This is a genomic window from Microcoleus sp. B4-C2, assembly GCF_036705265.1.
Lineage (GTDB): Bacteria > Cyanobacteriota > Cyanobacteriia > Cyanobacteriales > Microcoleaceae > Microcoleus.
This window is the reverse complement of the sequence record NZ_JAUBUB010000021.1, coordinates 35,213-49,580: the sequence shown is the minus strand read 5'-3', so window position 1 is coordinate 49,580 and position 14,368 is coordinate 35,213. Positions and strand designations below refer to the sequence as shown.

The 14,368-nt window shown below is 46.4% G+C and carries 8 protein-coding genes; 5 read left to right on the top strand and 3 right to left on the bottom strand.

Going from position 1 to position 14,368, the window contains the following annotated elements:
* The first annotated feature begins 143 nt into the window (after positions 1 to 143).
* Positions 144 to 1,130 (top strand): AEC family transporter, encoded by a 987-nt coding sequence (locus tag QUB20_RS09485; RefSeq protein ID WP_333247914.1) that lies wholly within the window; start codon positions 144 to 146, stop codon positions 1,128 to 1,130.
* Between the two features lie 161 nt (positions 1,131 to 1,291).
* Entirely contained in the window at positions 1,292 to 6,865 is a 5,574-nt protein-coding gene (locus tag QUB20_RS09480; protein ID WP_333247916.1) for an AAA family ATPase, read from the top strand.
* 265 nt (positions 6,866 to 7,130) lie between these two features.
* Here the strand turns inward: QUB20_RS09480 and QUB20_RS09475 are convergent, their stop codons facing one another.
* Complete coding sequence (locus QUB20_RS09475) at positions 7,131 to 8,291, bottom strand: RNA-guided endonuclease TnpB family protein (RefSeq protein WP_333247918.1); 1,161 nt, start codon at positions 8,289 to 8,291, stop codon at positions 7,131 to 7,133.
* Between the two features lie 136 nt (positions 8,292 to 8,427).
* Between QUB20_RS09475 and QUB20_RS09470 the strand changes: the two genes are divergently transcribed.
* Positions 8,428 to 10,098 (top strand): calcium-binding protein, encoded by a 1,671-nt coding sequence (locus QUB20_RS09470; RefSeq protein WP_333247920.1) that lies wholly within the window; start codon positions 8,428 to 8,430, stop codon positions 10,096 to 10,098.
* Positions 10,099 to 10,165: 67 nt separating this feature from the next.
* On the opposite strand, the gene QUB20_RS09465 is transcribed toward QUB20_RS09470, so the two are convergent.
* Positions 10,166 to 10,528, bottom strand: a complete 363-nt coding sequence (locus QUB20_RS09465; RefSeq protein ID WP_333053688.1) for a hypothetical protein — start codon at positions 10,526 to 10,528, stop codon at positions 10,166 to 10,168.
* 401 nt (positions 10,529 to 10,929) lie between these two features.
* Here QUB20_RS09465 and QUB20_RS09460 point away from each other — a divergent pair, with 401 nt between their 5' ends.
* Together QUB20_RS09460 and QUB20_RS09455 are read left to right on the top strand one after the other, a co-directional pair.
* On the top strand, positions 10,930 to 11,772 hold the full coding sequence (locus QUB20_RS09460; protein WP_333137867.1) for a photosystem II manganese-stabilizing polypeptide: 843 nt from the start codon (positions 10,930 to 10,932) through the stop codon (positions 11,770 to 11,772).
* Positions 11,773 to 12,234: 462 nt separating this feature from the next.
* The gene (locus QUB20_RS09455; RefSeq protein ID WP_333239986.1) at positions 12,235 to 13,008 is read left to right on the top strand and encodes an RNA polymerase sigma factor SigF; all 774 of its coding nucleotides are present in this window, start codon (positions 12,235 to 12,237) and stop codon (positions 13,006 to 13,008) included.
* A 123-nt stretch (positions 13,009 to 13,131) separates the two neighbouring features.
* On the opposite strand, the gene QUB20_RS09450 is transcribed toward QUB20_RS09455, so the two are convergent.
* Entirely contained in the window at positions 13,132 to 14,298 is a 1,167-nt protein-coding gene (locus tag QUB20_RS09450) for a pyridoxal phosphate-dependent aminotransferase (RefSeq protein WP_333247922.1), read from the bottom strand.
* Between the last annotated feature and the right edge of the window lie 70 nt (positions 14,299 to 14,368).

Below are 14,368 nucleotides of genomic sequence, written 5' to 3'. Positions count from 1 at the left end.
TCTGGAAAATTATCTGGGAGGCTGAATAAACATTAATATTGAGCGCTGCGGTGCAAGGGAAAACTGCGGCGGTAGGGTAAAGGTGGGCTTTTTTGGCAAAAGTAGTGGATCTGCGTAAATATTTAGTAAATATTTAGTAAATCATGCTTTATTTAGAAAATCCGCTGCTCAAACTTTATCTAAATCTAATCGGATGGGTGGCGTTGGGATTCATTCTCGGCCGCCTGCTACCAAGAAGCTATTCTACATATTTAGCGAAGTTTCTTTTCTTCTTTGGCACGCCATTGAGCATTGTTGCTTTTATCCGCAGCGCCAATTTGTCGGGCGCTATTTGGATGGCGCCGCTGATAGCTTGGGCGGCAATTCTAGCAGGTGGAGGACTCGCTGGGATTTTGATAAATTTCGGTGTTGGCGAGGAACGTTTCAAGACTCTTAATCCGATCGCCCAAAATAGCCCGGAACACACCAGCGCTTGGAGTTTGCCCACTCAAGGCAGCTTTTTATTGGCAACGATGCTGGGTAATACGGGTTTTTTAGGCATTCCCGTCACCTTGTCCTTATTAGGTTCGGAACACTTTGCCTGGGCGTTGTTTTACGACTTGCTAGGCACTACGATGGGAATGAATATACTGGGAGTTGCTATTGCTTCTCACTGCGGTAAAAGCGATCGCCGTCAGGGTTGGTTAACACCCCTGCAGGCAATCTTTCAGAATCCGGCACTGTGGGCTTTTGGTTTAGGATTTATCTCGCGCAGCTTGCCGCTGTCGGCACAAATCGCAGAATTGTTAACAACAGGCGCTTGGACTGTAATTACTTTAGCTTTAATTACGATCGGGATGCAGTTGAGCAAGTTGAATTCCTTGCACAACCTCAAACCAGTTTTGGCTTGTCTGGCGATTAAAATGCTGTTTATTCCCTTGGTAATTGGCACGGGATTAACGTTTTTTGGCATCGCGGGCGCGCCGCGACTCGTGCTAGTGCTGCAAATGGCGATGCCTCCTGCTTTTGGTACTACGTTGTTGGCAGAAGCTTTCAATCTCGATCGCGAATTAGCCGTAACAGCGATCGGTCTCGGCTGCGTTAGTTTATTATTCACTATTCCAATATGGATGAGGCTCTTTAATTTTTAATAAAAATAGGATTGGGTCAGTTTTAAAAGTGTATTTCAGTGATCCCCATCACAAATGTTGAGCGCTCTATGTCATATTAATTTAACAATCACTGGACTGGGAAACTGTATTGGCTTCTGCTAATGTGGAAATAGCCCGCTGAGGACGGGAAGAATCAAAGTATGGCAAGTATAAATTTTACATTGACAGGTTATCAAATTCTCGATCGCATTTACTCAGGAACTCGCACCCTAGTTTATCGAGCTTTCCGCACTAGCGATAAACAGCCCGTCGCCATCAAAGTCCTGCGGAATAATTATCCCAGCTTCAGCGAACTGGTGCAATTTCGTAATCAGTACACGATCGCCAAAAACCTCAACTTGCCCGGAATCATCGAAACCTACAGCTTGGAAACCTACCACAACAGCTATGCGTTGGTAATGGAAGACTTTGGGGGAATTTCTCTGAAGGAATGGAGGGAACAAGGAGAAACGGGGCCGACTCTGAATGAGTTTTTGCAAGTGGGAATCGACCTGAGCAATATATTAGATATACTCTACCGCCACCGGATAATTCACAAAGACATTAAACCCGCCAATATTTTAATTCATCCCCAAATAAAACAAGTCAAACTCATTGACTTTAGTATTGCATCTTTGCTACCAAGGGAAACTCAAACCCTGATGAATCCTAACCTGCTGGAAGGGACACTCGGCTATTTGTCTCCCGAACAAACGGGAAGGATGAATCGCGGCATTGACTACCGCAGTGACTTTTACTCTTTGGGCGTAACTTTTTACGAATTGCTGGCGGGACGATTGCCGTTTCAATCCAACGATGTGATGGAATTAGTACACTGTCATATTGCTAAGCAACCACCATCACTGCATCAAATCAATCCTGAAATCCCGCCCGTACTTTCGGAGATTGTCAGCAAATTAATGGGGAAAAATGCCGAAGACCGCTATCAGAGTGCGTTGGGGCTGAAATTCGATTTAGAATTTTGTTTGAAGCAACTTGAAGCAAACGGTAGGATAGAGAGTTTTACGATCGCGCTGAGGGATGTGGGCGATCGATTCACTATACCAGAAAAACTCTACGGTCGCGAAACAGAAGTAGAAACCCTACTCGAAGCCTTCGATCGCGTCAGTAGTGACCGAACTGAAATGATGCTAGTAGGTGGTTTTTCTGGAATTGGAAAAACGGCAGTTGTGAATGAAGTTCAAAAGCCAATTGTCCGCCAGCGCGGCTATTTTATCAAAGGTAAATTTGACCAATTTAATCGCAACATTCCTTTCTCAGCTTTTGTGCAAGCATTTCGAGACTTAATGGGACAATTGTTGAGCGAAAGTGACGAGGAGTTGAAAAAATGGCAAACTCAAATATTGCAAGCACTGGGTGATAACGGACAAGTCATTATTGAAGTAATTCCCGAACTCGAAAAAATTATTGGCCAACAATCACCCGCACTAGAATTATCAGGAACGGCGGCCCAAAATCGGTGGGATTTGCTGTTTCAAAATTTTATTAAGGTGTTCACAAAACCAGAACATCCCCTGGTGATGTTTTTGGATGACTTGCAGTGGGCCGATTCCGCCTCCCTGCGGTTAATGCAACTGCTGGTTTCCGAGTCAGCAACCGGCTATTTATTAGTAATTGGTGCCTACCGAGATAATGAAGTATTTGCAGCGCACCCGTTGATGCTGACACTGGATGCAGCCGTCAAAGCTGGGGCAACAGTGAATACTATTACGCTGGAACCGTTGACTTCAGAAAGTCTAAATCATTTGGTTGCTGATACGCTCAATTGCGATCCATCTTGGGCAAAACCTTTGGCGGATTTGGTGGCACAAAAAACCCAGGGAAATCCCTTTTTTGCAACACAGTTTCTCAAAGCACTGCATCAGGATGGGCTGATTGAGTTTGACCGGGTTGCTGGTTATTGGCAGTGCGATATTGTGCGAGTTCGGGAGGCAGCGCTGACGGATGATGTGGTCGAGTTTATGGCGTTGCAGTTGCAAAAATTGCCGCCAGCGACTCAGAATGTGTTGAAGTTGGCTGCTTGTGTTGGAAATCAGTTTGATTTGGGGACTTTGGCAGTTGTTTCCGAGCAATTGGAAACGGAAACGGCGGCGGATTTGTGGAAGGCTTTGCAAGAGGGGTTAATCCTGCCTGAAAGTGAAATATACAAGTTTTATATGGGGCGAGAAAGACGGGAGGAAACAGAAAATTCGGAGGTGGTGAATTACAAGTTTTTGCACGATCGCGTTCAGCAAGCCGCCTATTCTTTAATTCCCGAACAAGAGCGAGCGCGTGCTCACTATCAGATTGGACAATTGCTGATCCAGCAAATTTCACCCGCAGCTATAGAAGAGCAAATTTTTTCAGTCGTCAATCAGTTGAATTATGGTATTGCGCTGATTGAAGACCAAACAGAACGATCCCATCTGGCACAACTCAACCTCACGGCTTGCCGCAAAGCCAGATCCGCTACTGCTTATCAAGCTGCTCGCGATTATGCTGCGATCGGGCTAAATTTGCTTGGAGAGAGCGCTTGGCAACGACAGTACCAGATGACTTTGAACTTGTACGAAATAGCCGCAGAAGTGGCTTCACTCTGTGGCGAATTTGAGCAGATGAATCAGTGGATTGACACTGTGATTCATCATACCAGAACTCCCCTAGAGCGAGTGAGGGTTTACATCGTCAAAATTCAGGCATTATCGTCTCAGAACAAGTTTTTAGAAGCAATTGCTATCGGTTTGTTGAGTCTCAAAGAATTAGGAGTTGAATTGCCCGATAGCGCTACCTCAGAAGATATTCAGCAAGCAGTGCAGGAAGTTAATAGCTCGATCGGCGATCGACCTATTGAAGAGTTATTCGATCTGCCAGCGATGGTGGATGCCCAAAAGCTGGCTACCATGCAAGTGGCGGCAACTATGGTGTCAGTTTGTTATCTGGTTGGTTCGTCTTTGTTTGCGCTGGTGGCTGCCTTACAGGTAAATTTATCTATCCAATATGGCAACAGTCGTACTTCAGCTTTTAGCTATAGCTGCTATGGCATTTTTCTCAACAACTTTCTACAAAATGTGACGGTAGCCGCTCAATTTGGCCGATTAGCTTATCGTCTTGCCAGTGGCGCGGATGCCAAAAATATTCGCTCTGCAACTTTTTTTGCGATCGGAGTCTTTTTGTACCATCGCAAATCGCATTTGCGGGAAACCCTCCCCATTCTTCAGGCAGGCTATCAAGCCGGACTAGAAACAGGCCATCTAGAGTTTGTCGGGCATCATGGGCATGGATTTTGTCTAAATTCCTACTGCTGCGGTCAACCTTTGGCAGAACTTGAGCCCCAAATTCGGGCATACCGTCAGCAATTACTCGACCTCAACCAACTAGCGGCGGCAAATTATTGTTCGCTTTTTTTGGAAACAACGCTGTTTTTATTGGGTAATCCAAACAAGTTTGAGATTTCCTTTGAACAAAAGGGCGATGAGGAGAAGCTGGTTTCTGAGTCGCTTGCCACTAACGATTTGTACCGACTCTGCAGCTTCTATCTGTACAGGGCAACGTTGAGATTCCTGCTGGAAGACATTGCTCGGGCCTCCGTAGATATCGATCGAGCAAGACAGTATATAGCGGGAAGTGTAGGAAATACTTCCGAAGCTGGTTTATATTTCTATGACTCACTCATAGCCCTTGCCACTCCTGAGTCCGAGACGGAGTTAGAAACAGGGCTGTTTCCTTCTCACCAAAAACATGAATTTTGTAGGGGTAGTGCCCCCGTGCCTACCCCCGACCTAGACGATTCGATCGGCAGGTCAGACCAAGAGGGCCGGCACGGGGGCACGGCCCCTACGGATAATGAAACAGCCCTGGAGTTAGAAACTTCGTTGCAACGAGTTCAGGAAAATCAAAGGAAGTTGCAGCATTGGGCAGAACACGCCCCCATGAATTATTTGCATAAGTGGCAGTTGGTAGAAGCAGAGAAATACCGACTTGCCAGACAGAGGGCAGAAGCTATTGAAATGTACGATCGCGCTATTTCTGGAGCCAAAGAAAACGAATACATCCAAGAAGAAGCCCTCGCTAACGAACTAGCAGCTAAATTCTACCTCGACTGGGGCAAAGAAAAAGTGGCGCAAGCTTATATGCAAGAAGCCTACTACTGCTACGCTCGCTGGGGTGCGAAAGCCAAAATCGATGACTTAGAAAAACGCTATCCCCAACTTCTTGCTCCCATATTGCAGGCAAGAGAAAATCGTTTTGGAAGCAGCGAAACTCGCCTCCAAACAAGCAATAAATCGTCAATTTTACATCAAACTTGGCACACAACTCTATCTAGCAGTAGCAGTATTTACGAAGCCCTCGATTTCGCGACTATTCTCAAAGCCTCCCAAACTCTATCGAGTGAAATTCAATTAGAAAAATTGCTGGCTGGACTGATGTCTGTGGTGATGGAAAATGCCGGGGCAAAAAAAGCAGTTCTCCTGTTGCTTAAGGATGGGAATCTCGCGATCGAAGCTGTAGCCTCCTTCCATCAAGATGTCATCTCAATATCTGTACCGCTGTCAGCCAGCGACGAGGTTCCCGCTGCTGTGGTCAACTATGTTAAGCGGACTTGGAAAACTGTCGTTTTGGATAATGCAGCAGTACAAAACGATTTTATTGCCGATCAGTATTGGGTGCAGAAAAAGCCGAAAAGTGTGCTGTGCGCGCCAATTTTAAATCAGGGTAAATTACTTGGGTTGCTATATCTAGAAAATAACTTGACAATTGGTGCCTTTACAGAAGAGCGCACTGATGTCATTCAACTTTTGTGCGCCCAAGCGGCTATCTCTCTAGAAAATGCTCGATTGTACCAACAATCTCAAGCTTATGCACAAGAATTAGAGCGATCGCTCCTTGAGTTGCAGCAAGCACAGTTACAGATCGTGCAAAGCGAAAAAATGTCCACCTTGGGTAATCTCGTCACAGGAATAGCCCACGAAATCAATAATCCTGTGGGCTTTATTAGCGGCAATATTGAGGAAGCAACTACCACGATCAAAGATGTGATTGGTCACTTAAAATTATATCAAGAAAAACTGCCAAATCCCGGCGAGGAAATTGAAGAAGATGCTGAGAATATTGATTTAGAATATGCCTTAGAAGATTTGCCAAAGATGCTGTTGTCGATGAAAGTGGGGTGCGATCGCATTCGCGGCATTAGCACCAGCCTCCGCACCTTCTCCAGGGCCGATAAAGACTACAAAGTTCCCTTTAATATCCATGAGGGCATTGACAGTACCATCTTAATTTTGAAACATCGGCTGAAAGCCAACGAACACCATCCTGCGATCGAAGTCGTCACAGACTACGGCAATCTCCCCCAAATCGAATGCTTTCCCGGTCAACTGAACCAAGTCTTTATGAACCTGCTTGCTAACGCGATCGATGCTCTAGAAGAATCAAGCCAAGGAGGTAGTTTCGAGGCTCTGAAAGCCAATCCCCACTGTATCACAGTTCGTACCAGTCAGTCGGGCGATCGACACATCAAAATTCAGATTGCCGATAACGGGGCGGGCATGACCGAAGCAGTGAAACAGCGGATTTTTGACCATCTGTTCACAACGAAGGCAGTAGGAAAAGGCACTGGGTTAGGATTGGCGATCGCCCGCCAGATTGTAGTCGAAACCCACGGCGGAACAATTGAGGTGAATTCCCATCAGGGAGAGGGAACTCAATTTGAGATAGTGTTACCTGTTACCGAATAAAAGTTGACTGTTGACTAATGACTAATGACTAATGACTAATGACTGATGACTAATGACTGATGACTAATGACTGATGACTAATGACTAATGACTAATCGGGCATTATACCAGCCCCGATCGCAACTCCCGACAGGGGTAAAACGAACCGCGCCCAAGACCAGATTACCAAAATCTCAACTATGCTAACCTAGGCAAGCAGCAATCCCTTGTCACGAAGGTGATTAACTTGACAACTCCCCGCCGTAAAACGGCCGAGATTCTTCCTTCATCCAACGTTGCCTCTAAAAGCAGTGCCTTTAGATGGTCTTACACGTTGTCCAGAAGCGTTAGCGAGATGCCCTCCCGCCAAAAGTCGTAAACCTTCATCGCGGATATTCATCGCGGCGTTAATGTCTCTGTCATGTACCGTTTGACATTTGGGACATTGCCAGCTACGAATATCTAAACTCAGGTTATCTAGTTGATGTAAACAGTTACTACAAGTTTTTGAACTGGGGAAAAATCTATCGATTTCGATATAGATTCTTCCCTCCCACTCTGACTTATACTTCAACATGGTGCAAAATTGACCCCATCCAGCATCACTGATTGATTTAGCTACTTGGGAATTTTTTACCATGTTTCTAACTGCCAGATTTTCGACAATGATGACTTGGTTTTCGTCAACTAATTTACGACTTAGTTTTTGTAGAAAATCTTCACGACATCTGGTGATTTTTGAATGTACTTTAGCAACTTTAATCCGTGCTTTCTTACGATTGCTAGACTGTTTTTGTTTTCGACTAAGTTGCTTTTGTCTCTTGGCTAGTTTAACTTCATATTTACGGTAATATTTGGGGTTGCCATGCTTAGTCCCGTCGGACGTAATTGCATAATGATTTATCCCCATGTCTACACCAATAGCTTTTCCCTCTGACGATGAAACAGGCTTATCTTTACCATCATCATAGAGACAAGCGGCGTAGTATTCACCTGATGGATTTAGCGATACGGTAACAGATTTTAACTTCCCTTCGAGCAATCGAGATACTTTGCAGTAAACCTTACCTAGTTTTGGCAACGTGAGATAGTCGCCATCTAATTTAATTCCTTGTGGGAATCGGATAGATTGCTTTTGTCCCTTTTTCTTGAAATTTGGGTATTGAGCTCGTTTCTCAAAAAAGTTCAAAAAACCACTAGACAAATCCAATGCTACTTGCTGTAAACATTGTGAAGGTGGTTCTGTTAACCATTCATATTCTTTTTTTAGCGAAGGTAACAAATTAATGATGTCGTTTCGACTTAAACCCTTACCTGTTGCTTTGTAAGTTTCACTGGTTAGGTTAAGCGCAAAATTGTAAAACCACCGTACACATCCAAACGACTTACCAAGCAATATAGATTGCTCTTGATTCGGATAGATTCTGTACTTGCAGGCTTTTAACATTGCACTTACCAAACTATATTTGCTATGGTAAGCTAAAGTGAAACAAAAGTAAAGTCCCCCTAGAAGAGGGAGGTTTTAGATCCAATTTTTCGATAATTTCAAACAAGTTATTTGATTTAGGAGCGGTGTATCCCGTATGGCAAACCTGATCGGCACAGACAGCAACGACTTTATTCTAGGAACTCCGCTGAGCGATCGAATTCGCGGCTTAGATGGCGATGACACGGCCCTGGGTGCGGGAGGAGATGACACCCTAGAGGGCGACGGCGGCAACGACCAGCTTCTGGGAGGTGACGGAGCAGATTCGCTGATTGGCGGTGAAGGAAATGACGAACTTATTGGCAACCAAGGCCGCGATTTTGCTTCCGGCGGAAACGGCGACGACTCGATTCGTGGCGGTTTAGGCAACGACATCCTCGAAGGCAACGACGGGATAGACAGCGTGTTGGGAGACGCCGGGGACGACTTAGTTTTTGGCAACGGAGGCTTTGATGTGATTGCCGGCGGTACTGGTAACGACACCCTCACAGGGGGTGACGGCGACGATTCCGTGTTCGGCAATGCTGATGACGACTTTCTCTACGGGAATGCGGGGAACGATTCTCTCAACGGCGGCAGTGGTAGAGATCAAATGTTGGGCGCTGAGGGCAACGATTATTTGACTGGCGGCGACGGCGACGACACTTTGTACGGCAATGCCGACAACGATTCGCTTTTCGGAGATGCTGGTAATGACCAGATATTCGGCGGCAAGGCTGACGATACAGTTTTTGGTGGCAGCGGTTCCGATACCCTTCGCGGCGATGAAGCCGACGACTCGGTACTGGGAGATGAAGGCAATGACTTTTTGTTTGGTGGCAAAGGTAATGATGGTATCGACGGCGGTTTTGGCGATGACTCCTTGGCTGGAGGTATCGGCGACGATACAATTTTGGGCGGTTTCGGCAATGACAATTTATTTGGAGCAGAGGGTAATGATTCTTTAATCGGAGGCGAGGGTTCGGATACTCTGACTGGCGGCAGCGGCAGCGATGTTTTTGGATTGGGAGCCGGGCCTGGCAGTCTGGCTTTAATTACTGATTACAATGACACAGAGGATTTCTTTGGACTGCCGAACAATTTATCTTTCGCTCAACTGCTAGTTACCCAAGGCAACGGTGCAAATGTCAGGGATACAGTAATTACGACGCTCGACGGCAAGCTTTTAGCAATTTTGATCGACACTCCGGCGGCGCTAATCGAAGCGAATGATTTTATCGCTGTGACTGGGACGGCTACTCCCAGGCCAACCACCATTACCACTACAACTACAACTACAGTTACAAGCACAATTACAGATCCAACTCAACCTCAAACTTCAACTACAGAATCACTTCCAACTCCGTCTCCAACTCCCACGGAAGCACCGACTCCAACTCCCACGGAAGCACCGACTCCAACTCCCACGGACGAAGCGACGCCTACTCTCACGGAAGCACCGACTCCGACTCCCACGGAAGCACCGACTCCGACTCCCACAGCAGCGCCGACTCCGACTCCCACAGCAGCGCCGACTCCGACTCCCACAGCAGCACCGACTCCGACTCCCACAGCAGCACCGACTCCGACTCCCACGCCAACTGCTGCGAGGATTCCTACTGCACCGACAGTTAGCCCGCCTGATGATTCGCCTCTGGTGTCAATGAGTTCTCTGGCCCCGACTCCGACTCCCGGACTATTGCCAATGCCGGGCCAGACGCCGATATTCCCGACGGTGCCGAACCTGATACCTTTTCCTACACCTGTCCCTCCACCTTTCGGGTTGTAGGTGCGATCGCGCAGTTTAGTGATGAGTTATGAGTTAATGTAAAACTCACTAAACTCATAACTCAAAACTATTTAACGTCCTGGGGAGTTTCGGCCGAGTCTTCTGGCGACTCGGCTGGAGAATCTTCTAGGGGAGATAATTGTTGGCTATACTCCAAGAGCGATCGAAGTTTCATGCGGTGGATGTAAGGCCAGCCGCCATTGGCTTCAATATTCCTGAGCAGTTTGTAAAGTGCTTGGCGGTTGTCGGGAAAAGACGCTTGAAACAAACCGTCCCGAATTTCCCGGTGCGAAGCTTCCAGCCTCCGCAGCAGGGCCAAAAGCAGCAGACTGTCTCCCTGACAACTTTCGCCTAAAGTCCGAATCGCCTCTGTCAGCGATTGCATTTGAGACTGCAACTTTTCTGACTCTAAATCTTTGCCGTTGTCCATACTGCTGCTTCCTTTGAAATCTACAAGGCCTTTGTCCCCAGCCTTTTGGTCAACCGACTAATCGAGCTAGTCGCGATCGCCATTCGGGGTCATAAGCAAAGTAACTTAAGTAGGTTGACTTAAGCAATATTAATTTGCAGTCCAAGTCAGGAAAAGAGCACAACCCGTCGTACCATGTGTATTGGGCTGCGATCCGAACATGATTGAGAAATCATAAGTTCATGCTTATTTTCACGGCGCACTAGCTTGATTTTTTGAGTCAATGCCGGTCTCGGTGAAGCGAGGGATCAGGATCTAAATGCTACCCTAAGCGCTGGCCTAGCCTGCCGGCGGGCAATTATATTTTGCTCGAACTAGGGCTTTTTCTTAATATAATCCGATGTTGGATATTGAGGTTTGCAATGAAATATCGTGCTTTAATTGTTGCACTTTTAGCTTTTTGCATGAGTGCGCTGGTTGCTTGTTCTTCTGCTTCTGACACGACGGTGGCAACTACTGAGTTGCTCACCTACGACGAGATTAGAGGTACTGGCTTGGCTAATAACTGCCCTAGCTTGGCAGAAACTTCTCGGGGCTCGATCCCCATCGAAGCGGGCGCCACCTATAAACTGACTGGTTTGTGTTTGCAGCCCACAACTTATTTTGTGAAGGAAGAACCAGCAAACAAACGCCAAGAAGCGGAATTTGTGCCTGGTAAATTGCTGACCCGGTTCACGTCGAGCATTGACCAAGTTCAAGGTACGCTCAAGGTCGGTACTGATGGAACTCTGACTTTCACAGAAGAAGACGGCTTGGATTTTCAAGCTATTACGATTCAATTACCGGGCGGAGAGCAAGTACCTTTCTTGTTTACCATTAAACAGCTAGTGGCAAGTTCCGAACCCGGAGTGGTTGCTATCAATACTTCCACCGATTTGAGAGGGGAGTTTAACGTTCCTTCTTACCGCAGCGCAGGCTTTTTAGACCCTAAAGCTCGCGGGGTATCGACTGGCTACGACAATGCTGTAGCGCTTCCGGCTAGTGACAATTCCAAACGGGTGCGGGCTAATGTTAAGGTTGCTGACACTCGCACCAAGGCCGGCAAAATTTCTCTCCAAGTTGCTAAAGTCAACAGCGCCACAGGCGAAGTTGGCGGGATTTTTGAGAGCACGCAGCCTTCTGATACTGATTTGGGAGCTAGACCGGCTCTTGACGTGAAAATTCGGGGTTTGTTTTACGCTCGCATTGAGCCTTCTGTGTCATAAAATTGGCTTTCAGGATCGATCGAACTTGAGCAGTTTCTGACCGTAAAGCTCCTGCTCGCCCTTCATTAGCCAACAGTCTTGAGCAATATAACTTAGGACTGTTGACTAATGACTAAATTTATGGTTGAATTGTGGTCATTCGCAAGTTATTAAGTTGGGATTTTTAATTAATTAAAGTATTGTATTCAAACCGCTTTCAGATTATAATATACTTGGGAAAAATCCCTGTTTAATTCGGGCTTGTGTCGAAGGTCTTCTACCTGATAAAGTTCTGCCTTATGCGGAAAACCTTCGGATAATTCAGCTAAATCCCTGCACCTTCGGAAAGTTAAACGGGTGTGTCCGCTATCACACCGATTAAGTGCTAGGATTACACTACCTAAAAGTGAATTTTTTTAGACTAGATTGGAAACTAGATATAAAGCAACTTCAGTCCTCTGCTCTACCAACCCTTATGTCACCATGTCTACCACAGTGCCGAACGAGCTAAAAAGCGAAAATTTGCAATTGTTGCGCGAGTACCAACTTTCTGGATCGAATGAAATCCGCAATCAGTTAGTTAAACTGAATGTTGGACTGGTCAGAAAAGAAGTTTACCACTGGCTCAACCAGTGCGGTGAAAGCTACGACGATTTGCTGCAAGTCGGATGTATTGGGTTGATCAGGGCGATCGAGCGGTTTGATATCGCCAAGGGACACGCTTTTAGTTCCTTTGCAATTCCCTACATACGGGGCGAAATTCAACACTACTTGCGCGACAAAAGCCCTTCGGTGCGCTTTCCCCGCCACTGGCAGTCCCTGGAACGCAAATCAGTAGGAGCGATCAAGGATTTGCAGGTGCAGTTAAACCGCAAGCCTACGGATGCTGAAGTAGCAGCAGTCCTTGAGGTTTCTGTAGAAGAATGGCACGAAATTAAGCTGGCTCATCTGAACCGATCGCCTCTGAGTTTGGACGCGCCGATGCAAGATGAAGACGAGGGGGCGACTTGTCTGGGAGAATTGGTACCCGATAGCAAGTATCGGAGTTTTCAGTTGGCGCAAGAGGATCAAATTCGCGTACAGCAAGCTTTGGCTATGTTGGAACAACGGACTCGCGAGATATTGGAGTTTGTTTTTCTCTACGATTTGACTCAGAAGGAAACGGCTGAACGCTTGGGTATCAGTGCGGTGACAGTTTCTCGGCGAGTTAAGAAGGGGCTGGATTTGCTCAAAGAGATTATGACTAAACAGCTTTAGTTATTATTAGTCAGTTGTTGGTTGTCAGTTGTCAGTTGTTGGTTGTCAGTTGTGAACAGTTAACAGTTAACAGTCAACCGTTAACAGTTAACAGTTAACCGTTAACAGTCAACAGACTAATTTTTAGATGCTGCGGACAAATTTATCGAGCCTTTCTACGGCTTTTTTAATGGTGCCTAAATCGGTAGCGTAAGACAAGCGAATGTGGTCATCTGCGCCAAAAGCAATCCCCGGAATAACTGCTACTTGCTGCTGTTCTAAGAAAGCGTCGCAAAATTCCAAAGAATTCATTCCAGTCTTGCTGATGTTGACAAACATATAGAAAGCACCGTCTGGTTTGATGCAGCTAATTCCAGGGACAGCATCGAGTAATTCAAATATTACCTGACGCCTTTCGGCAAAAGCTAGACGCATTTTTTCGACAGATTCTTGGCTGCTTTCCAAAGCTGCGATCGCGCCGTACTGTGCAAAGGTACAGACATTTGAGGTACTGTGACCTTGAATGGTGTTGGTAGCTTTGATTAATTCGATCGGCCCGGCCAAATAACCGATTCGCCAGCCTGTCATCGAGTAAGCTTTAGCAAAACCGCTGCTGATCAGGGTGCGATCGAAGATTTCTTTGCCCAGGGAACCGATGCTGACGTGCTGGGCGTCGTCATATATAATTTTTTCGTAAATCTCGTCAGCAACGACTAAAATATCTCGATCGACTATCACCTCGGCCAATGCTTTGATTTCCGCCGGAGTATACACCATTCCCGTCGGATTAGAAGGCGAATTCAGTACAAATAACTTGGTTTTGGGAGTAATCGCTCGACTCAGTTGTTCCGGTGTAATTTTATATCCTGTAGAAGCATCAGTCCGTACAATTACTGGCTTGCCGCTAGCGAGTTTGACCATTTCTGGGTAGCTTAGCCAGTAGGGAGCCGGAATAATTACTTCCTCTCCCGGCTCGATCAGAGCCATCATCAGATTGTAGAGGGAATGCTTGCCGCCGTTGGTGACAATGATATTTTCTGGTTGATAGTGGAGATTGTTGTCGGATTGGAGTTTGCGGGCGATCGCAGCTTTTAACTGCGGTTCCCCAGCCACAGGGCCGTACTTAGTCTTCCCCGCGTCTAGAGCTTGTTTTGCCGCTGCTTTAATGTGTTCGGGGGTATCAAAGTCCGGTTCTCCCGTACTCAAACTACAGACATCAATCCCTTCGGCCTTCATGGCTTTAGCCTTAGCGGCGATCGCCAAGGTTATAGAAGGAGTAACCTCACCCACTCGTGCTGCCAACTTAATCATTGGATTTTAGATATTAGATTTTTGACTTTAGATCATAGGGCGACAAATCGTGATATTCAACCCTGTTGTT